The following is a 20,208-nucleotide window of genomic DNA, read 5'->3' as shown; positions in this document are numbered from 1 at the left end:
TTGTGTATTAGATTATCATACGATGCGCTTGCGTCAAACTGTACAAAAACAATCAGTCTCCAGGAGCGCGATGACCGCCAAGCCCCGTCAAACCATGCAGGAACCGCAGTCCGGCGAGCCGCCGGTGCCGACCCCATCCGATCTCCCCGCAGCCCCGCCCGCTGCGCGCACGCGTACGAGTGCGATCGACCGGGCCGTGCAGATCCTCGATGCGTTGCAGGACACCAATCGTCCGATCACGGCGTACGAGATCGCGCGTCTGGTCGGTGCGCCGTTGTCGACGGTCTATTCGATCATCAATGACCTGGTAGAGAAGAACCTGCTGGCCCGCACGCCCGAGGGCGCGATCTGGCTCGGCTCGCGGCTTTATGGCTATGGGCTGACGTATGCCAGTTCGCTCGACTATCTCGCGGTCGCGCATGAGGAGATGAACCGGTTGTCGACCCAGGTCGGTGAGACGGTGCAGGTGTGCGGACTCGAAGAAGGGATGATGGTCGTGTTGCAAATGGCGGAGGGGCCGGGCCATTTTCGGGTGACTTCGCGCGTGGGAAGCCGGGTGCCGCTCAACTGGACTGCATCGGGGCGATTGCTGGTAGGACATCTGCCGGACGCCGAGCGGATCGCCTATTTCGAACGCTACGCGAAGTCCTCTCCCACGGCGCGTGCCGAGACGCGTCCCAATGTGCTCGCTCGAATGGCGCGTGAAGCGCTGGATGCGCGTTTGTCGATCCAGATTGGAGAGTCGGATGCGTCCGTGGCGTGCCTCGCCGCCCCGGTACTTGATCAGGCCGGGGACTGCGTTTTCACCATTTCGATTGTCATGCCGGAAGCCAAAGCGCTTCAGAGTACTGAACGTTTCGGCGATGAACTGAAAATTGTTGCTGCGCGTATTGAAGCGCGGCTCGGCTGGCAGCGCCGCACGCCTGACGCTATCGGCTAGGCGTTGCGGCGGCGTGTCGCTATTTGAACCTTGTCCTCAACACTTGAAAGAGAACCAACGCAACATGGGATTTTCGACTGAGATGAACTGCTATGAACGACTGCAGGCCCGCGGCTTAAAACTTCAGGACGTGCCCGCGCCCATAGGCAACTTCACTCACTGCACGCGCGACGGCAACCTGCTGTTCTTGTCGGGGCAAGGGCCGCTTGATGCGACCGGACAACTGATGACAGGCAAGGTCGGTGACACTGTCACCGCCGATGAAGCGTATGCCCATGCGTTACTCGTGGGTCTTAACCTGTTGTCGGTCCTGCATGTGGAACTGGGCGATTTAAGCCGAGTGAAACGCATCGTGAAGCTGCTCGGCATGGTGAACGCAACGCCGGATTTCGCCGATCACCCCCGCGTGATCAACGGCTGCTCCGACCTTTTTGTCGATATATTCGGCGACGCGGGCCGACACTCACGTTCTGCCGTCGGCGTGGGGTCACTGCCGGGCAATATCACGGTGGAAATTGAAGCTATTGTCGCTATTCGCGATTGAGATTTAGCGGTAATTTAGGTCTATCGCCGTCGCTTCGTCAGCGGGCGCGGCGTCTTCGGGCACTGTCCGCGAGAGTATTGTCAATGCCGCTGCTGTCGAGCTTCTGTTCATCTCGGCAGCACTTTGCGATTAAGTGACAGAGAAAGGGAAGATGAGATGATGTGAGTGGTCCAGAATTTATACTCACTCATTTGCTAAGTAATCCAAATCATATTATTGGCTTGTCTATTTCGTCTTACCTTTCTGCTAGCTAGCGCGGATTGGGCAAATACGCCACCTGTTCGAGCAACGCATAGGCCTTGTTCCGAGCAGGAGTGCGGGCGTTCTTTAGCTACCTTCATAGCCTGCTTTACCGATCAAGTCGTTTTTTTCGCCGTTAGCCTTTCGGTTTCCTTATTGCAAAAGAAAGTAAAAACCGCTGTCGCGTGATAACTGGCAGGGTTAAAATGCGCGCCAGCAGGTGGAATGGTAAGACGTATGTGAGAGTCTGCGAGTCCAGAACACGGGATTTTCGGTCTAGGGTGACAGGTTTTATCGGGAACAAGCGCGATTCAAATCCACACCGGAGCGCTCGCATGATATTCAGGTCTAGAAAGCAGCATCCGCTGCGGGCCGGAACCAACTTGGAAACGGCCGAAAATCATGTCAGCGCGAATTCTCTCTATCTTCGGTACACGCCCGGAAGCCATCAAAATGGCGCCGCTCGTGAAGCAGCTCGAAGCAGACTCCTCCATTGAGTCGATCGTCTGTGTCACCGGTCAGCATCGCGAAATGCTCAACCAGGTGCTTGAGCTATTCAAAATTACTCCCCACTACGATCTCGCGCTGATGACGGGCAACCAGACGCTTAATGGCTTGGCATCGCGTCTGATCGCCTCTCTCGACGACGTGCTCGTCAAAGAAAATCCCGATCGCGTACTGGTGCACGGAGACACGACGACGGCATCGGTTGCCGCACTCGCCGCATTTCATCGGAAGATTCCCGTCGGCCACGTCGAAGCGGGCCTTCGCACCGGCAACCTGATGCAGCCCTGGCCGGAAGAGATGAACCGGCGCCTCGTTGACGTGATAAGCGACCTGATGTTCGCGCCCACTGCCGGCTCGAAAGCAAATCTGGCCGCCGAGTCGTTGTCGGGCCGGGTCATCGTGACGGGCAACACGGTCATCGATGCGCTGTTCATGACGGTTGCCCGCATCGACTCGGACGCCGCGCTGCGGGCCGAGCTCGACGCACGGCTGCTTTTTATCGATGACACGAAACCGGTGCTGCTTGTCACCGGCCATCGCCGCGAGAGTTTCGGCGCGGGCTTCGACGGCATCTGCGCGGCGCTGGCCGAACTGGCTCAACGCGGCGACGTACAGATTGTCTACCCCGTGCACCTGAACCCGAACGTGCGCGGCCCGGTCCAGGACGTGCTCGGCAAGCTGCCCAACGTGCATCTGATCGAGCCTCTCGATTACGTGGGTTTTGTGCGGCTCATGCAGCGCGCGTCGATCATCCTGACGGACTCGGGCGGCGTGCAGGAAGAGGCCCCGGCACTCGGCAAGCCGGTGCTCGTGATGCGCGATGTCACCGAGCGGCCGGAAGCTGTGGCGGCCGGCACCGTGAAGCTGGTCGGTACGCGGCGCGAGTCGATCGTGAACGCGGTCGCTGCGTTGCTCGACGATCAGGGCGCGCGCGAGCAGTTCGCTTGCCGTATCAACCCGTACGGCGACGGCCATGCATCGGGGCGCATCGTCGCCGCGCTCGCAGGCCGGCCCTTCGACGAATTTACGGAGGGCACGGCAGGGCAATGCCTGCCGTTCAGCGCCGGGAGCGGGACCCGTTCGAAGCAATCCGCGTAACAACCTGCGCGCAGGCTGTCGTCGCGTTGTGAGCGGTCGTGTACAACCGCTGGACAACCGCTGCGCTAAGCGTGCGCTAAGCCTTTTTTCCGATAGCAACCCGGCAAATCCCGTTTGAAACCAGCGCGGCTACGGCGTGTGCCTGCCGTGCAATGTCGATGTTCTTAATGCATCGCTTGCTAAATCTGAGACAAGACTCTTGACCATCAAACCGTTTCCTCGCTATAGCGCATCCCTTCGATTAGCCGCCTGCACAGCATGGCCCGTCTTTTGTGCGCTATATCTGACAGCCCATGCCGTGCCTTCTTTAGCCGCTCCGGCCGCTGCTCTCGCCGATGCACCCGTCGCCGCGCCCACCGGCGTAGCCGCTGCTTTCGCGCAACTCGGCAACGGCCGCATGGCGATACGCAATGTGTCGCTGGCTGACCTTGGGATGCGTGATCCGGTCGCCCTGCACGCACCGGACGCGCGTCAGGAGCTCTATCTGCCGGTGCCGGTCAATGTGCCGATCTCCAATGCGACGTTTCAGTTCGACGGTACGTTTCTGCACGCCGACGGCGGCCGTACGACCATGCTGCTGTCGCTTGACGGCGCGCCCGTCCTCGCCCGGGCGTTGACACAGCCGCAAGGAGACGCGGCGGCCTCGGTCGGCGTTGACGGCGCGGCGCGGCCGAGCGGTTTCGTTCGCGTCGGTCTTGGCTGGTCGTCCGTGATCAACGATAACGTCTGCGCCGACCAGACCGCTATCGGCAATGTGCTGCGTATCGGGCCGACGTCTCGCTTGACCTACAGCTTCGATCCCGCCGCAATCAAGGACTTGCGCACTGCGTGGAGCGCGCTGCCGCAGACACCCGTCGTGATGACCGGCGCACGCGGCGTAGCGGCGCCGGCGTTCGACGCAGGCTGGCGCGCCGAAGCCCAGTTGCAGCGCGAAGGCAAGACGCCGGTTACGCGCGCATGGCCGGTCGCGGGTGACACCGTCGACCTGAGCGGCGTCACGGTGCCGGATGCGCTACGGGCCGTTCCCGCATTCGCCGCGCTTGCCACAGGCGGCTTGCACAAACTCGCGAGCCCGGCAGAAGCGGGCGCGCTGGTGGCGCTCGCACCACACGCGGGCTTCGCGCCTGATGTGATCGTCGCCGATGATCATTTGCGCGACTCGCTCAAAACTGAACTTGACGCACTGCGCGCGGAAGTCGGGGCCGCTGCGGGTGGCGCAAGCTCATCCACGGCTGCTGCGTTCGACGCATGGCGCACCCGTTCCATCGGGCCGATTGCCGAGCCGCTCGCGGCTGGCGAAGTGCGCCTCGCGCATCTGGCCGGGCAGGTCGCAATCGTCGTCGGCGATAACGACGGCGTCGCGGTACTCGCGCGTGCCTGGCGTGCTATCGACGTGTCGGATCGACTGGTCGTGCATCAGATCGACCGCACGCAGAATGCGGACGTCGATGCAATCTCGTTGTCGGCGCTCGGCGGTCAGCCGCGCACGCTCAATGTGCTCGGCCGCGCGACGTGGGACGCGAATTTCGATCTGGGCACGGTGTCAGGCAACGGCAAGCTTCCGTCCTCGATCGTGCTCGATGTATCGGCTATGCCCACGCTCAACGGCGCCGGGCAAACCGCCGCGATCTATTTCAACGACGTGCTGATCGGCGCGCAGTTGCTGAACACCAACGGCAAGCCGCAACGGATCACCGCACACGTGCCGCACTACGCGCTGGCATCGAACAATCTGCTGCATGTGGTGTTCGAACGCCAGCCGGAAGGCGGTTGCCAGGCGCGCTCGGAAGGCCAGCCTATCGCCGTGCTGCCGACCAGCAAGCTGCAACTCGACAAGGCGGATCTTGAGGACAATTTCGCTGGCATGGCCGCACGGTTCGCGACGAACGCCACGCTGATCGTGCCGTCTGCGTATCTCGACGACACGACGCTGTCGCTCGCGCGCGTCGCCCGGCTGGCGAATGCGGCCGGCATCGTGCCGTCGCGTACGACGTTGTCGGTTGCACCGAATGGCGAAGCTGTTGCGCCGAAGGATCCGTTCCTTGCCGCCGATGTCGCGGTGAAAGGCGAAACGTCACACGCGATGCTGTCGCAAGACCGTATGACGCTGACTGATGCGTCGGGCAAGACGCTCGCCGATGTATCCGGCCTGAAGAACCTCGCGTTGATCGATGTGGTGAGGGCGGACGGTGCGGCTGGGATCGTCTACCGCGCGACAGGCGAAACGGCGCCGGTGTTGCCTGCATCGATGCAATTGACGCCGGGCGACGTTGCCGTGGTCGACGCGAGCGGGGTGGCCAAGCGCTTCGACACGCTGCATCCGGGTGAAGTACTTCAACTCGATAACGGCGTCTCGTGGTTCGCGCAGAACGGGTGGCGCTGGGGCATCCCGGCGGCGCTGGTTGCACTGTTCCTCGTATTGCTGCTGGCTGCGTCGATCGCTCGTCGCAGGCATCGGAACAAGACGTGACTGTCGCCGCGTTGAATTGGGATCCGGGCTACGCCGTCGCGCACTACTACCAGGGACTGGAGTATGTGGCCGCGGTGGTCGCGACGATCATCCTGCTGTCCAGTCTCGACGACCTGTTCATCGACGCCTGGTACTGGGGGCGTGAGATCCTGCGCCGCCTCACGATACAGCGCGTGCACAAGCCGCTGACCAGCGCGCAGCTGTATGCGCACGACCAGCAGCCTATTGCGATCATGGTGCCCGCGTGGCATGAATACGACGTGATCGCGTCGATGCTCGAGGACATGGTGCGGGTGCTCGATTACCGCAACTATGTGGTGTTCGTCGGCACGTATCAGAACGATCCGCAGACGATCGCCGAAGTGGAACGCATGCGCCGCCGCTATAAACAATTGCGGCGCGTCGAGGTACCGCACGACGGTCCGACCTGCAAGGCGGATTGCCTGAACTGGGTGATCGCGGCTATTTTTCGTCATGAAAAAGAGGCGGACATCGAATTTGCGGGCGTTGTGCTGCATGACAGCGAGGACGTGCTGCATCCGGTTGAACTGCGCTTCTTCAACTACCTGTTGCCGCGCAAGGACATGATTCAGTTGCCCGTAGCCTCGCTGGAACGCAACTGGTTCGAGCTTGTCGCGGGCACCTATATGGACGAGTTCGCTGAATGGCACGCGAAGGATCTGGTGGTGCGGGAAAGCCTGTCCGGCACCGTGCCCTCAGCGGGTGTGGGTACGTGCTTTTCACGCCGCGCCATGCTGGCGCTGATCGAACAAACGAACAACCAGCCGTTCAATACCGAAAGCCTGACCGAGGATTACGACGTTGGCGAGCGGCTTGGCAAGATGGGCATGCTGTCGATTTTCGCGCGCTTTCCGGTGCAATTCGCGACCCGCCGGAAGTCCTGGTTCGGCTTGGGAAAAGAGCGCGAATTCATGCTGACCATGCCGCTGTGCGTGCGCGAATTTTTTCCCGATACATTCCGGACTGCGTATCGACAGCGGGCGCGCTGGACCCTCGGCATTGGCCTGCAGGGCTGGAAGCAGACCGGCTGGAGCGGCTCGCTTGCGAACCGCTATTTGCTGTTGCGCGACCGCAAGGGCATTGTCACGGCGTTTGTCGGAATCCTGGCTTACGGACTGGTGCTCCAGTTCTTGATGTTCTCGATCGCCAATATGTCCAATGTGGCGCCGCGTCTGTTTGCATCGCCGTTTTCCGATTCGACGTGGCTCGTTTTCGTGCTGTGGGCGAACGCCTGCGCGCTATCGCTGCGTGTCGTGCAACGGATCTTTTTCGTCACCCGGTTGTATGGGTGGGAACACGGACTGTTGTCGGTGCCGCGGATGGTCGTGGGCAACTTCATCAATTTCATGGCTGTGTCGCGGGCGTGGAAGCTGTTCATCGGCCATCTGGTGACGGGCAAGCGGCTCGCATGGGACAAGACGATGCATGACTTTCCGTCGGAAGACGGGCTCGGCATCCAACGTCAGCGGCTCGGGGAATTGCTGGTGTCGTGGCAGGCTATCGACGCGAACAAGCTCGAACTTGCGCTGAACGAAGGCCATGCACGCGAAGCGCCGCTTGGCCGCGTGCTGATGGCGAAAGGCTGGCTAGACGAAGAAACGCTCGCCGAAGCGATCGCGTTCCAGTCGGATCTGGAGCGCGGGTCGCTCGATCCTGAACGGCTGCCGCGCGATGCCGAGCAATTGCCGCTTGCGGATATCGTCCGGCATCGCGTGCTTCCGCAAGGCGAGGATTCGCACGGCCGAACGATCCTGTTGACGGCAAATCCGATCAGCGACGCGCCGCTCGCGTATCTGGTCACGCAACTTGGGCAGCCCGTCACGCAGCGGATTGTGCGTGAGGGCGATATCGCGATGGGAATCCGGCTGCTGCGCGGCGTGGATGTCACCGGCCCGGCGCCCATTGCTTCGGAAATGGCAATGGACCTGCGAGCCGGCATGTTGCCAGCGGATGTCGATGTGGTGCCCACGCATCGGCGCGGCGTACCGTTGATCGGCGATCTGCTGATCGAACTCGGACACGTGACGCGCGCCAGTTTCGAAGGCGCGCTGCAGAGCTATCGGCCGGAACTGCATGGCATGATTGGCGACTACATGGTGTCGCGCGACGTTATCTCGCGCGCCGCACTCGAAAACGTGATTCAGGAACAACATCGTTTGCGCGGCGATGAGGCGACTCGCTGATGAAGCTCGACGTGACACCCCACTTTTGCAGGTTCGCAGCTTTGACACCGAACACCCATGTGGCCGCCATGATAGTCGCGGCTGCGCTGTGCTTCGGCACGGCCGCACAGGCCGCCTCGTCTGCGGCATCTGGCGAGTTGCCGCTGCCGCTTTCCGGCGCTGCGTATCGTGTCGCTCAGGAGGGCTACGCTTCGTTCGCACGTCTCGATTACGAAACGGGTGCAGCGCAAGCGCGCGAAGCGATCCGTCAGCGTCCTGATGTAGTGTCGCTGCGCCTGCTCCTCGCTAACTCGCTGGCGGCGGCGCATCACTATGAGGCTGCCGTTGTTTCGCTAAACGACGCAATTGTCGAGATCGGCCCGGATCAGGCGCTCGTCTCGCGGCGCGCGCAGATCAAGGCGTTGAGCAGATCAACGAATGTCGGCACGCAAGCTCGAAGCACGCGCGGCAAACGAAAGGCGGTTAACGTATCGGCGGCATCGGTGCCAGGCGAAGCGAATGAGAAGCCCCTCACGGGCGCGGCATTCGCCGCTGCGCAACGTGCGTACGCGCTCTACGCCAGCAAGGATTTCGCCGGCTCGGCGAAGGCCGCGGGCGAAGCTATTGCGTTGCGTCCGGATGTGCTGCGGTTGCGTCTGCTTCAGATCGACGCAGCGAGCAACGCGGGACAGGATGCCGTCGCGTTCGATGCCGACGAGGACGCGGCCAAGCGGTTCGGCGACACGGATGCATTGCGATCGCGTCGTTCGTTTATCGGCAATCGTCTCGCGCCAAAGTGTTCCAGCGACGCGTTCGCCGCGCTAAGTCAGGGCGATATTTCGCAAGCGGTCGAGTTGATACGCCAGGCGATCGCCTATGCCCCCGATCGGACGGGCTACCGGATCCAGTTAATCGACGCACTGTTCGCCGCGAACGATCTGTCCGGCGTGGAGGCTGCTGCGTCGGACGGCATTGCGTACGGTACTGCGAACGGGCGCAACGACATCATGCTGTGGACGCTGCGCGGTTATGCGCGCGCGGCGCAAGGCAACGTTGAACTAGCCGATGCAGATTTCGCGAAGGCACTGCAGGAAAAAGGCGCGACGCAACGGGACCAGCGCGTGACGCGCACGATCATCGCCGATGTGTGGAATAACGAAGGCCAGCCGCAACGCGCGCTCGACCTGCTCGCGCCGCTGAAGTTCGTGCGCGACGATACCGATCCGCCACTCGCCGCGCGCCGCTTCAAAGCGAAGCAACTGCTCGCTGCGGGTGCGTCGAAAGCATCTGCGACGACCGCGTCCATCGACCCTGCGTTGCGTCCGGATATAGCTTGCGACACCACCGAGTATGGTGCGTTGTGCTACGTCTATCCCGCCGATCCCGGCTTTTCGGCTGCGCGGAATGCTGTCGCGGCCACCCAGCGAGGCGACAAGAAAGCCGCCATCGAATTCGAGCGCAAGGCCGTTGCTGCGGCGCCTGATGATCCGCAGCATCGTGTAGAACTAATCAATGCGCTGACGAACGATCATCAGGCCGCTGCCGCCGCGCGCGAAGCGAAGGCGGTTGTGCGCGATGGCCTGCTGGACGGCATGCCCGATCTGAGTGCTGCATACATCGCCCAGCGCGCCGGCGAAAATGGCGTCGCATACCAGCGTTTCAAACAGGCGGATCAAGCGGGAGAACTGCCGTCCAGGGCGAACGCGGATATGGCCTATACCGCGGCCCACGCGCACCAGAACAAAGACGCGGCGATGTATTTCGAACGTGCGATCGACGCAGGCATTACGCCGGCGGAAGGCGATCCAGCCGCGACGCCGCAGCAACTGCTCGACATGCGCAACGCGCACGCTAACGTGACCCGCGACTGGGGCTTCAGCGTATCCACGAACTATCGCAGCGCGGGCTTGCAGTCGGGCTTTGCATCGACGCCTTCGCCGGGTATTGCGAACAACTGGCAGGCCGGCGCGGAAGCGTACTGGCGGCCGTTCGGCAGCCTCGACGACCGCATGTTCGAAGTCTATACGCGCGGATACGAAAGCTTCGGCGTGAGGGATGGCGGCCCGAGCGGCGCATCGACGCTGGAGAACGTGATCGGTGCGCGCGTAAAGCCCTTCGCCAGCAGCAACACGATCTTTGCGATAGAGCACATTTTCCCGATCGGCTCGCACGTGAACAACGACTGGCTCGCGCGGATCGCGTATTCGGGCGGCGTCGGCACGGAGCGCCATATCGACAAACCGTCGTGGTGGACCGAGCAGATGTACGCGGAAGGCGGCTGCTACTTGAACGCGGCGACTTGCTACGCGACGACCAACATTGAAGGCGGCCGCACGTTCCGTATCGATTCGATCAGTCCCAAGCTGACTGTGTTTCCGTACGCGGTGATCGGCGCGGATTACGATTCGTCGATCGATCACAGTATCCCCGTGGGCGCGGGTGTAGGCGTGTCGACGCGCTACTGGATGCGCGACAGCGCGTACGATACGCCGCGTTCATATGTGGATCTGTCGGTGCAATACAGGTGGCACATTACGGGCGACGATCGTTCCCGCGGCTTGTTCTTCGGCGCCATCTATTCCTACTGATTTACGATGCCAATGCGTCTTGCGTCTTATGTGATTTAATCGGAGTCGATCGGATGCCGTGCGTGATTGTCGCGGCGACCGTCGCAATTACCGATACTCCCCTCGAAACCGGCTCCGTATGCCTGATGAAAATCGCACCGCGCATGACGTAGCCGGCCAAGTTCATGATGAACCCGACGGCATGCGCCGGCGGCTGATGGCCGTGACCTTGCTCACGATGTTCACGTCGCTGACGCCGGGCTGCGCGCTCGAAGCGGATGAAACGGCGTCGTTGGCCGAGGGCGTGGTGTGGCAGATCGACGGGGATCATATTGATCCGCATGGCGACTGGGACAAGCTCGGCGTGCGCGATCTGCTCGTGCAGTGGACGGCGGTTGACGGTCAGTCTTTCCTGCCCGGCGCCGGCTTGCCGATGGCAGCACGCGTGCCCGACTGGACGCGCATTGCCAATGAGCGTTGGGCGAGCAATGTGATCGTGGGGCTGGCCGGCCGTTTCGACGAGAACACGGCGAGGACGCAGATCGCGGATCTCGTCGCACAGTCGGTGCGGCTCGCGGCAGTCCGTCCACCGGTGCATGTGGCTGGCTGGTACTTTCCGGTTGAAATCGACTCCACGTGGGCCGATGCCGCGCAGCTCGGGCCGCTGCTTGCTGCGTTGCCGCGGCCGTTGTGGATCAGCGTTTATGACCGGGCAAACGTGGGTGGCAGGGCGCTCGCGCAATGGCTCGATACCTGGTTGCCGAAGGATATCGGCGTATTTTTCCAGGACGGCTGCGGCGTGTATGCACGCGGGCCGAGGGCGGCGCGAGAATACGCGGATGCGCTGTCGGAGACGCTGGGCAAGCGCCGCGTGCGGATCATTGCCGAGGCGTTTCGCCCGAAGGAAGGCGGAGGTTTTCGGGCCGCGACGCCGGCGGAGCTTTTGCCTCAGCTTGTTGCTTACAAGGGGTATCGCGTGTATTTGTTCGATGGTCCGCATTATGTTTCCACGGAGCTTGTTGGCGCGCTTCTCTCCATGCGTGCGCAAACCAGCGAATAAAACGATGCTTCAAGCGAGCGGCATTCGTGATCTGGTACAACTGCAGCAACGCCAAAATCCTTTTTACCTCAGCCACAGGCGGCTTCGTTAGAATCAGTATCCGATCCTTATATTCATCTATAACCGGAGACAACCGTGCCAGGCTTACTTCCCGATGTCGACCGCGAGGGACTCCTCGAATATTCAGTCGTTTACACCGACCGATCAATCAATCATATGTCGCAGCTCTTTCAAGGAGTCGTGCGCGATATTTCCGATTCCCTGAAAAAAGTCTACAACGCGAAGTCGGCCGTTGTTGTTCCGGGCAGCGGGACGTTCGGCATGGAAGCCGTTGCCCGGCAGTTCGCGACGAACCGGAAGTGTCTGGTTATTCGTAATGGCTGGTTCAGTTTCCGCTGGTCGCAGATTTTCGACATGGGCGGCATTCCGTCTGAATCGATCGTGCTGAAGGCGCGTCCGGTCGAACAAGGAAGACAGGCTGCCTATGCACCGCCGCCGGTCGACGATGTGGTCGCCGCGATTCGGGAAAACAAGCCGGATCTGGTCTTTGCGCCGCATGTCGAAACTGCATCCGGGATCATGCTGCCCGATACTTATTTGCGCGCGGTGGCTGACGCCGTGCACGCCGTGGGCGGTATGTTCGTACTGGATTGCATTGCCTCCGGCACGGTCTGGGTCGACATGAAGGCGTGCGGCGTTGACGTCCTGATCAGCGCGCCGCAAAAGGGATGGAGCGCGTCGCCGTGCTGCGGACTGGTGATGCTCAGCCCGCTCGCCCGCGAAAGAATTGACGGAACGACAAGCACCAGTTTCGCTTGCGATCTTCGCAAATGGCTGCAAATCATGGAAGCCTACGAGAACGGCGGGTTCGCCTACCACGCGACTATGCCCACGGACGGTCTTGCGACGCTGCGTGACGTCATGAAAGAGACCGAGGCATACGGCTTCGATAAAGTGAGAGCGGAGCAGCTCGAACTCGGCAAACGCGTTCGCTCACTTCTCGCTGACAGAGGTTTCAAAAGCGTGGCGGCCCGAGGGTTTGAGGCGCCGGGCGTTGTGGTCAGCTACACGGACGATGACGGCATACGGTCCGGCAAGAAGTTCGCAAATGCCGGCTTGCAGATCGCAGCCGGCGTTCCTCTGCAATGCGATGAGCCTGAGGATTTTAAAACCTTCCGCATCGGATTATTCGGCTTGGAAAAACTGCACGACGTTGAAAGTGCAGTGGGAAGGCTTGCGGAGGGGTTGGATCGTATTGGGTAGGGCGGTTTTGTTTTTCGTTTTGCGGAGACGGGGATGTTGTTTGTCCTCGCGAGCCGCTCGGCAGGGGGAGTCGGAATCTGGTGGACAGCGGTGCGTACTGTTCGGCCGTTGCGGACATTGAGGCGGCGACGTCGGTGGGGCGGCTACAGGTCACTTTCCTGCCGTTCCCACACCGATAACCACGAACGTCAGTCACACTGTCAGCGAATGCGTGCTCCCGGTAGAGATGTGGCGCGGTAGTAATGGGTTCGGTTTGTCTGTTGCAGCCCCTTTCGTGGCGGTGCCCGAGTAACTTTGCCCTAACCCCGTTTCCGCGCCCCCAGGCTATGGAAATACCCATTACAAAGTAGAGGCATTCGTGCGGCTTGTATGGCTTGTATTGTTGTTAGTTGCCGTCTGTGACATCGCTGGCGCAGCAGTTTTCGATAAAGTTATGCGACCGATGAATTGCGATGCAAGTGATGCAGCGGTATGCCTGGTTTCACTCTTCTACCTTGAATGACTGACTATGGGAGATGGTAGGCCATGAGAGACCTCACTACCATCCGGCCGTATGACTCCGGCTTCACACAACTACCCGACTAGTCGTGCCGGTAAGCGTTTCGAATGTCACGGATCGGCCACTTTGAGACATTCGACACGGACGTCTAACTTGTCGACAATCATCGATAGCAATCGACGCATTTTAGAATTTATTACTCTTTTTGTTTTGTCAAAGCACGGCGAAACTGATCGTTGTCGATCTGCAAGTGGTCGATTTGCTCACGTAGCTGTTTGACTTGGCGCCGCAATGTATCTGCTTCTGCCGTCACCTGCAAGCGAACCGCGTCGTTTTGCATCTTGAGAAACTGCTCCGTACCGTCAAGCCGCTTAGCAATTTTCCCTAAGAAATCAGCACCGGATGCCGACTCCGAAAATTTCCGAAGTAACTCCTCAAATAACTGAGTAATGCGGGACTCAGCGCTTGAGGCGCGTGCTTCGGCTTGCGCGGCTTCCCGCCGCAAACGACCGTTCTCGTCTTCGAGTCGCCGAACGCGAGCATGTGCATCATGCAGAACAAGCTCGGCCATTTGAAGCCGCTGGATGAGTTCAACCGTGTCGCCCTTTACTTCGGTGGTGGAGCGCGCCGGCGCAGTGTGTTGCTCGGCTAGCAGGGCGTGCAGAGGGCCAAGCGCGTCGCGAACAACCGGGATCAGCGCCCGACGCCAAGCGGCCATGTCGCTCGACGTCAATTCGTCGGCTTCCGCTGGCGCCAGTGACTGCGCACGAGAGACCGCTTTCTGGATCGTTGTTGAGCTAGGATGACGTTCAATGCCTAACCCGGTTGCGACATCTCGCAGCAGCAGCGAATAAGTCGTCGCGCCGTACAGGCGACCGGTAATTGCGCGGACCGCGTCTATCAGCTGGTCAAGAAACCGCGCATTATCAACCGGGAATTTACGATCAATCGAAGCAAGCATACTCATGATGTCGCGCAGCTGCGCAGCTGCGCATCGGTCCATTGAATTTTTGGGCGAGCCATGGCGCTTTACTCCGGTTCGAGCAACGGGGCACCCGGTGCCGACAGCGCATCTACTTTGTCGCCCATCAACGCACGCAGTTCGGCCTCCAGCGCTGCGATTGTTTTTGGTAGGTCGTCATTGACCTTCACATAAACCTTGAGGTGATGCTCATAGTCTTGCTTGGGCGCTATCAGCATCTGGTAGACGTTGGCATTGCTCACAAGCGACTGTCGGATGTGGTCTATTTGGTCGCTTAACAATTTGGGCAAGAAAATTTTTTGATCCGGATAAGCTTTTTCGAAAGCCACGCTGGCTTGATACACCGTCTCGGACCGTTCGTCGTTGCTTGGCCCTCGCGCAAACAGATCAGGTTGCACCATCTGCTGCACCGCCTGATGAAAACGCAAAAGCAGTCCATGCGCTGAAGCGACAGCGTTGAAGCGGCGCTCGATCAGTCCGCCGTATTGCGCGTTGCGTGCAGCTGCCTCGACTGACAACGATGCACGGAGCTTCTCAAGTTCAACGTCGCCCTGCCCTTTCAGAGCCGCCTTGTAGGTTTCAAGCTTTAGATTCGCATCGGCTTGCAATTGCGCCTTCAAAGTCTCGATCTTTTGCGCATACTCGTCCTGTATCGCACCGCGCACACGCTCGCCGATCCAGGTGCGCAGCAGCCAGACCAAGGCGCTACTGAGGACCATGCTCGCGCTGGCCGACGACAGCGTCACCACCGCAAAATCTTGCCAGTTCGTCATAACGTTTTCCTCAGTCTGCCAATCGTGACCATCACCGCATTGCCTCCCGGGCGCCCCATACAGTGCGACCGAGTAGCGATGGCATGGCAATGTCAGATGAGTTTCGAGGCGTCAATCGGGAGACCGGCCGCCTTCATTTCTCTCGCGAGATGGATCCGCCACTCCCCCGCTCGTGAGACATACACGAGTCCGTCGATGTCAGACGGTTTCTCGACCGGCCCGTCGATTAGCGCACACACGTGCTTCAACCCGAGACTTCCGGCAAAGAAGCCAAACTCGAATGCGACGTTCTGTCGCGCACGTGGCTGATACTGTTCCGGTTCAGCGTTGGCCACGCCCCCCGGTCATCGCCGGTGAGCAGCACGATCGCAAACCCGGCGGTGGCAGCCTCCTCCTGAAATTTGGTTAGGATGGTGCGCCCTTGGTTGGCCTGCTCATGGAGGATCACCGGCTCAAGCCCGAGGGTCGCCACGAACCGCGCAACCTCCTCACGCACGCCGACATTGTGACCATGCACGATGAACACGCGCCGCGACTCTCGGGTAGATCCGTCCAAAGCCGCAGCAGGGACCGTACTTGCTCTGGAGGCGGCCGCTGATGCCTGTGCCGCCGTCCGTATAAAGCCCGCCCTCGGTTGCCACAATGCGTCAAGTTGTTCGGCGAGCGGATGACGGATGCCAGGCGCGACCTCGGCAGCCGTCGTGAAGGCCGTGGGTTGCGCCGGGGGCCGTACTAGACCATAACGCGTGAGCACGTGATACAGGTCAACGTTTTTGACCGACCAATGACTACTGTCTAAATCGCCGAAGCCATGCCTGACTTTGCAGCTGCGGTTTCTTGCGTGTGACTTTACGATTAGTCATGTAGAGGCGGACCTGTCGATCGGTGGTGCGGGTTCCAGACATGGGCTGACTGCTTCTTTAGCTTCTAGTCGCCCATCCTATTCTGCCGCCGACCAGGCACCTTCCGGCAGCTCGTCGTCTACGGCGGCTACGCCGCCTTCGACTCCGAACTACCGGACAAGATGATTGTCGCTACGCCGGACTTGCTGATTGTCGCCGTCCACAATACGCGTTAAGCCGTTTCACTCCGATGAATAGAGAAGCCAGCAGCGCCCGGCGATCCCAATTCGGGCCGCAACTGCATCGTGGGGATCACGTAGTCGCCAAAGTTCTGACGCCGATAAGGGATCGGTTGGGTTGTTTCAATCGTCTTCATCCGTTCGCGCAGGCGGCTGGACACAGCAAGGAAGCCGGCTTCGTCAAGGCGGTCGACGCGATAGGTTACGAACGACGGGAGCACCGTGTACCCCGGGTAGAACAAGATGCCGTGGTTGATCGGGAACAGCAGGTCGTCAATCGGGCCGTTGATCCCGCGAGCGGAATAATGTTCCTCCCAGCCGCCCGTGGTCACTAAGAGCATTGCACGCTTGCCTGCCAACGTCCCCTCGCCATAGCGATCGCCCCACCGTCTCTCACTTTGCTCGCCGACACCATAGGCAAAGCCGAAGGCGTACACCCGATCGACCCAACCTTTGAGGATCGCCGGCATCGAAAACCACCACAGCGGAAACTGAAGGATCAGGACATCGGCCCAGAGAAGCATGTCCTGCTCGGCCTTCACATCCGCGGTCAGCGTATTGGAGGCAAAGGCCTGGGCCGAGGCGGGCGCTACCTGAAGCCGTTGGTCGGGCTCAAGCGGCGGAAAATCGGAGCGATCGATCTCGGCTTTCCAGTTCATGGCATAGAGATCCGATACGCGAACCTCGTGTCCTTGTGCTTCCAATTCGTGGACGGCGACGTCGCGTAGTGCGCCGTTGAGGGATGTCGGCTCAGGATGGGCGTACACGATAAGGACTTTCATCTTTCATCTCATTGATGGTGGAGCAAGCAGGCTAATCAATGATCAGGTATATTGGAAATGACTTTCTGCGATACCTGCTATAGCCGTGGACAATCTAAAAAATCTCGACCTGAATCTTTTGCGTACGCTCAGCGTGTTGCTCGCAGAGCACAACGTCAGTCGCGCGGCAGAGCGGCTCCATCTTTCCCAGCCGTCAGTCAGCGTTCAGTTGGCAAAGCTAAGGGACATGTTCAAGGATCCTTTGCTTTTGCCGGGGCCTCGTGGCATGCGACCCACTGCGCGGGCAGAATCATTGCGGGAACCGCTAGCTGTGGCGCTGGAGGCGCTAAATGAAGTCATGTCCCCCCTGCAGCCGTTTAATCCATCCAGCGCAAGCCTTACCTGGAGGATTGCCGCGACAGATTACAGCGAGGCGACGGTGCTTCTTCCCGCGTTGCCCCTGTTGCGGGAACTTGCACCCAATGCGCGACTCAGCGTTGTGCAAATCGCGCCCCGGCTTATCGCCAGGCAATGTGACCTTGGCGAAGTGGATCTTGCGTTTCACACGGCCGATGAGTCGCCTGAAGGGCTGCGCCGCAGGACCTTGTTCAAGGAGCACTATGTCCTCGTTGGGCGCCCCGGTCATCCGTGGCTCAAGCGACGTATCACGTTGGAACAATTCTGCAAACTCGATCATGTCGTCGTGTCCCCAGACGGAGGCGGATTCGCGGGTGTGACTGATACAGCGTTGGCGCAGATTGGCGTACAGAGACGTGTCATGCTCTCAGTGCCTCATTTCAGTTTCGTCAGGGACGCGCTTTCGCGTACCGACCTGGTGGCAATGCTGCCTTCACGCCTGGTCAGGGCGGATGATGGACTAAGGATAGTACAGGCGCCTGTCGACGTTCCCGGATATGAGATGGTCATGCTTTGGCACGAGCGCCTGCATCGCGACCCGTCGCATCAATGGTTGCGTGAGATGGTTGGAGCTGCCGTCAATGCTTCCGGGTAGCGGTAAGCTATTCTAAGGATCGCCGTAAAGGCAGCGCAGCCCGCACCGTGGTTGAAATGACCCTGATGCTGATTCCGCCGCTTAGCAGAAAACGACTGTCGAATCCTTCGTTGCGAATTGCTCGTACCACGGCGTATTCCGCCGTTGTACCACTGGCGCGCCGCATTAGCGCCTGCGAACTGGATCCGACAAACTATCAGGTTCACATGTACGAGGCCTACAAACGTTTCGCAATCGGATAGTCAGACTAACTGTCAAGCCTTCGCTGCACGCTGTCTGGCACTACCAGCGGAACGTCGATCCGAACACCGGCGTGCTAAAAATACGTACCTTGCTGCACACTCATTCGGAGCTCGTCCATGTCTACTGATCGGTACCAGAAAGCCAGGGCTGACCATCTGCAGCGCGACGCCTTTCTATACGTGCGGCAATCTTCGCTGCGCCAGGCATTCTTCTAGCCGCCGACCATGCAGACGGTTCAGACTGCAAGAGCGAGATACTTTTTCGAATGAGCTTTTGATAGCAGACATGATCTGGCGCTCTGCTCACTTGTTCACAACGTATACGGGCACCGCGTTCGAAAATAGGACTGCACGAACGAAGAACAGCATCACCACGAGCGGTAATGCGACGCCACCCACAAAAGCGAGCAACACGATTTGGAGCGCTGAACCAAGCAGCCCGTATAAAAGATTCGTCTCGCGAAAATTGCGATAGAACAGCCAGCCAAGCACACCTATACGTCACGGCGCTTTACCGTGCGGCAGGCACGAAAGGTACGTCCCACAGTGGCAGGCGAACCTTCGCCACAAGGGCGCTAGCAAACGGGGCGACTATCGAACAGGTTCAATTGCTTCTCGGACATGACGATATCGACCAGACAAGCCGGTACATAGACGTGTCCGAGGAAGCGATCAGTAGGGCGGTTGCGACCGTCTGGTGACTCGACGAACAACAGGGAACCGCCTAGTCGATGAATAGCTAAAGAAAACGGTTGAGTCTGCCGTTATCGAGTCGGGTCGCCCATGATATGCTAGGTGCACTTGTACACCATCTGTAAAGGCTATGAACGAGGTTCTTGACAACGGCATTGCGCTGCGCGCGCTGATTGAGCAGGCCGGGATTACACAGGCTGACGCGCTGGCAGCGCTCAACAAAGGGCAAGCGTTCCCCATTGCGCTATCGACATGGAAAGCGTATCTCGCGGCACCTGATAGCGCACGGCGTCGGGTGTGCCCCGACAACGTTCTTGAGCATGCTCGAAAAACCATCGCAAAGGTCGCAAAAGGGCGTTGACGGGGTGCACATGTGCACCTACAATCTAACCATTGTCTCGATACGGAATGATCATGGGAACGAGATACGAAAAGGACGTAGTTGCGTGGGCCAACGAGCAAGCGGCACTTCTGCGCGCGGGCAAGCTGACCGCCATCGACGTTCAGCACATCGCAGAGGAGATTGAAGACGTGGGCAAGAGCGAACAGCGCGAGTTGGCAAGCCGTATGTCGGTCCTGTTGGCTCATCTGCTGAAGTGGCAGTTTCAGCCGTCACGTCGCAGCAAGAGTTGGGAGTTCACGATCCGCACGCAGCGCAAGGAAGTTGCCTACGTTCTGGACGAAGCCCCGAGCCTTCGCGGCAAGTTCAGCGATTCGGCGTGGCTCGATATAGTCTGGTCGAAGGCACGCAGCATTGCGAGCAACGAAACGGGCCTCGATCTCGATGTGTTCCCGGAAATGTTGCCGTGGGCCGTCGATGACGTGCTATCGCAAGAATTTCATCCCGAAGAACGGTAAAGCGATGCAGTTCGTGTGGCGGGTGGTCCTGCTTCTATACGTTGTAGCGGCGGCGCTTCTCGGCGGACCGTTCGAAAGCATGCCTCGCGGCAAACGCTGGCCGATCCGCGTCTATGTGATGTTGCTGGTCGTCGGACTGGTGATTGCATCTGCGACGTGGGTAGCAAAGAGACATACCGCTGCGTAACCAAAGAAAAGACATGGCGAATTTCAGCATCTGGCACTGGGCAATTCTTATCGTTTTGCCAATCGCTTATTTGGTTCCGGCTGCACGCATTGTGCGTAAGGCCGGGTATTCAGGTTGGCTCTGTTTGTTGTTGCTCGTGCCGCCGGTCAATCTGATCATGTATTGGGTCTTCGCTTTCGTGCGCTGGCCAGTTGAGCGCGCTGTGAACGGATCGATCAAATAGCCATCGGAAAATTACGACAACGGAG

General features: G+C 59.8%; 19 protein-coding genes. 14 read left to right on the top strand and 5 right to left on the bottom strand.

Translation table 11 applies throughout. The features are described 5' to 3' along the window. Positions 1–70: 70 nt before the first annotated feature. The 8 genes from GSQ93_RS08505 to GSQ93_RS08470 all read left to right on the top strand — a co-directional run bounded on the left by GSQ93_RS08505 (position 71) and on the right by GSQ93_RS08470 (position 12,872). A complete protein-coding gene (locus tag GSQ93_RS08505; protein ID WP_254073808.1) occupies positions 71–940 on the top strand; it encodes an IclR family transcriptional regulator in 870 nt (289 codons plus the stop codon). Between the two features lie 82 nt (positions 941–1,022). Further along, positions 1,023–1,484 (top strand): RidA family protein, encoded by a 462-nt coding sequence (locus tag GSQ93_RS08500; RefSeq protein WP_158935238.1) that lies wholly within the window; start codon positions 1,023–1,025, stop codon positions 1,482–1,484. 642 nt (positions 1,485–2,126) lie between these two features. After that, complete coding sequence (gene wecB, locus GSQ93_RS08495; protein ID WP_158935232.1) at positions 2,127–3,329, top strand: non-hydrolyzing UDP-N-acetylglucosamine 2-epimerase; 1,203 nt, start codon at positions 2,127–2,129, stop codon at positions 3,327–3,329. 298 nt (positions 3,330–3,627) lie between these two features. Then, positions 3,628–5,799 carry a cellulose biosynthesis cyclic di-GMP-binding regulatory protein BcsB gene (locus tag GSQ93_RS08490; protein WP_254073807.1) on the top strand — a complete coding sequence of 724 codons (2,172 nt, stop codon included), beginning with the start codon at positions 3,628–3,630 and terminating at the stop codon, positions 5,797–5,799. Next, positions 5,796–8,003 (top strand): glycosyl transferase family protein, encoded by a 2,208-nt coding sequence (locus GSQ93_RS08485; protein WP_158935230.1) that lies wholly within the window; start codon positions 5,796–5,798, stop codon positions 8,001–8,003. The genes GSQ93_RS08490 and GSQ93_RS08485 overlap by 4 nt, the downstream gene beginning before the upstream one ends. 68 nt (positions 8,004–8,071) lie before the next feature. Then, positions 8,072–10,570, top strand: a complete 2,499-nt coding sequence (locus GSQ93_RS08480; protein WP_254073810.1) for a bacteriophage N4 adsorption protein A — start codon at positions 8,072–8,074, stop codon at positions 10,568–10,570. 217 nt (positions 10,571–10,787) lie between these two features. Continuing rightward, entirely contained in the window at positions 10,788–11,609 is an 822-nt protein-coding gene (locus GSQ93_RS08475; protein WP_158935237.1) for a hypothetical protein, read from the top strand. 135 nt (positions 11,610–11,744) lie between these two features. After that, entirely contained in the window at positions 11,745–12,872 is a 1,128-nt protein-coding gene (locus tag GSQ93_RS08470; protein WP_158935228.1) for an aminotransferase class V-fold PLP-dependent enzyme, read from the top strand. A gap of 695 nt (positions 12,873–13,567) precedes the next feature. On the opposite strand, the gene GSQ93_RS08465 is transcribed toward GSQ93_RS08470, so the two are convergent. The 5 genes from GSQ93_RS08465 to GSQ93_RS08450 form a co-directional block, all read right to left on the bottom strand. Further along, positions 13,568–14,338, bottom strand: coding sequence for a hypothetical protein (locus GSQ93_RS08465; RefSeq protein WP_158935227.1), 771 nt, complete (start codon positions 14,336–14,338; stop codon positions 13,568–13,570). Positions 14,339–14,400: 62 nt separating this feature from the next. After that, positions 14,401–15,102, bottom strand: a complete 702-nt coding sequence (locus GSQ93_RS08460; RefSeq protein ID WP_158935226.1) for a hypothetical protein — start codon at positions 15,100–15,102, stop codon at positions 14,401–14,403. A 116-nt stretch (positions 15,103–15,218) separates the two neighbouring features. Next, positions 15,219–15,461: a TIR domain-containing protein gene (locus tag GSQ93_RS38655; RefSeq protein WP_218864390.1), complete on the bottom strand. Its 243-nt coding sequence runs from the start codon at positions 15,459–15,461 to the stop codon at positions 15,219–15,221. Next, positions 15,371–15,652: a TIR domain-containing protein gene (locus GSQ93_RS37725; protein ID WP_216857589.1), complete on the bottom strand. Its 282-nt coding sequence runs from the start codon at positions 15,650–15,652 to the stop codon at positions 15,371–15,373. Before GSQ93_RS37725 ends, GSQ93_RS38655 begins: the two co-directional genes overlap by 91 nt. 548 nt (positions 15,653–16,200) lie before the next feature. Beyond that, positions 16,201–16,989, bottom strand: coding sequence for an NAD(P)H-dependent oxidoreductase (locus tag GSQ93_RS08450; RefSeq protein WP_097276756.1), 789 nt, complete (start codon positions 16,987–16,989; stop codon positions 16,201–16,203). A gap of 85 nt (positions 16,990–17,074) precedes the next feature. Here GSQ93_RS08450 and GSQ93_RS08445 point away from each other — a divergent pair, with 85 nt between their 5' ends. The 6 genes from GSQ93_RS08445 to GSQ93_RS08420 all read left to right on the top strand — a co-directional run bounded on the left by GSQ93_RS08445 (position 17,075) and on the right by GSQ93_RS08420 (position 20,183). Beyond that, entirely contained in the window at positions 17,075–17,980 is a 906-nt protein-coding gene (locus tag GSQ93_RS08445) for a LysR family transcriptional regulator (RefSeq protein ID WP_097276757.1), read from the top strand. A gap of 625 nt (positions 17,981–18,605) precedes the next feature. Next, entirely contained in the window at positions 18,606–18,923 is a 318-nt protein-coding gene (locus GSQ93_RS08440; protein ID WP_158935225.1) for a tyrosine-type recombinase/integrase, read from the top strand. A gap of 122 nt (positions 18,924–19,045) precedes the next feature. After that, positions 19,046–19,276 carry a hypothetical protein gene (locus GSQ93_RS08435; RefSeq protein ID WP_158935224.1) on the top strand — a complete coding sequence of 77 codons (231 nt, stop codon included), beginning with the start codon at positions 19,046–19,048 and terminating at the stop codon, positions 19,274–19,276. A 53-nt stretch (positions 19,277–19,329) separates the two neighbouring features. Continuing rightward, positions 19,330–19,773 (top strand): DUF29 domain-containing protein, encoded by a 444-nt coding sequence (locus GSQ93_RS08430; RefSeq protein ID WP_158935223.1) that lies wholly within the window; start codon positions 19,330–19,332, stop codon positions 19,771–19,773. Positions 19,774–19,777: 4 nt separating this feature from the next. Next, entirely contained in the window at positions 19,778–19,960 is a 183-nt protein-coding gene (locus GSQ93_RS08425) for a hypothetical protein (protein ID WP_158935222.1), read from the top strand. 13 nt (positions 19,961–19,973) lie between these two features. Further along, on the top strand, positions 19,974–20,183 hold the full coding sequence (locus GSQ93_RS08420; RefSeq protein WP_158935221.1) for a hypothetical protein: 210 nt from the start codon (positions 19,974–19,976) through the stop codon (positions 20,181–20,183). Positions 20,184–20,208: the final 25 nt, after the last annotated feature.

It is taken from the genome of Burkholderia sp. S171 (genome assembly GCF_009766085.1).
Lineage (GTDB): Bacteria > Pseudomonadota > Gammaproteobacteria > Burkholderiales > Burkholderiaceae > Caballeronia.
Note: the sequence above shows the minus strand (reverse complement) of the source record. Positions and strands in the feature narration are given on the sequence as shown.

What these genes read in the sequence shown, in the direction of transcription:
- GSQ93_RS08475 (WP_158935237.1), top strand. Translation starts at nt 10,788, where the DNA reads ATGTTCACGTCGCTGACGCCGGGCTGCGCGCTCGAAGCGGATGAAACG.
- GSQ93_RS08425 (WP_158935222.1), top strand. Translation starts at nt 19,778, where the DNA reads ATGCAGTTCGTGTGGCGGGTGGTCCTGCTTCTATACGTTGTAGCGGCG.
- GSQ93_RS08465 (WP_158935227.1), bottom strand. Translation starts at nt 14,338, where the DNA reads ATGAGTATGCTTGCTTCGATTGATCGTAAATTCCCGGTTGATAATGCG.
- GSQ93_RS08435 (WP_158935224.1), top strand. Translation starts at nt 19,046, where the DNA reads ATGAACGAGGTTCTTGACAACGGCATTGCGCTGCGCGCGCTGATTGAG.
- GSQ93_RS08450 (WP_097276756.1), bottom strand. Translation starts at nt 16,989, where the DNA reads ATGAAAGTCCTTATCGTGTACGCCCATCCTGAGCCGACATCCCTCAAC.
- GSQ93_RS08420 (WP_158935221.1), top strand. Translation starts at nt 19,974, where the DNA reads ATGGCGAATTTCAGCATCTGGCACTGGGCAATTCTTATCGTTTTGCCA.
- GSQ93_RS08500 (WP_158935238.1), top strand. Translation starts at nt 1,023, where the DNA reads ATGAACTGCTATGAACGACTGCAGGCCCGCGGCTTAAAACTTCAGGAC.
- GSQ93_RS08505 (WP_254073808.1), top strand. Translation starts at nt 71, where the DNA reads ATGACCGCCAAGCCCCGTCAAACCATGCAGGAACCGCAGTCCGGCGAG.
- wecB (WP_158935232.1), top strand. Translation starts at nt 2,127, where the DNA reads ATGTCAGCGCGAATTCTCTCTATCTTCGGTACACGCCCGGAAGCCATC.
- GSQ93_RS08440 (WP_158935225.1), top strand. Translation starts at nt 18,606, where the DNA reads ATGCGACGCCACCCACAAAAGCGAGCAACACGATTTGGAGCGCTGAAC.
- GSQ93_RS08430 (WP_158935223.1), top strand. Translation starts at nt 19,330, where the DNA reads ATGGGAACGAGATACGAAAAGGACGTAGTTGCGTGGGCCAACGAGCAA.
- GSQ93_RS08480 (WP_254073810.1), top strand. Translation starts at nt 8,072, where the DNA reads ATGATAGTCGCGGCTGCGCTGTGCTTCGGCACGGCCGCACAGGCCGCC.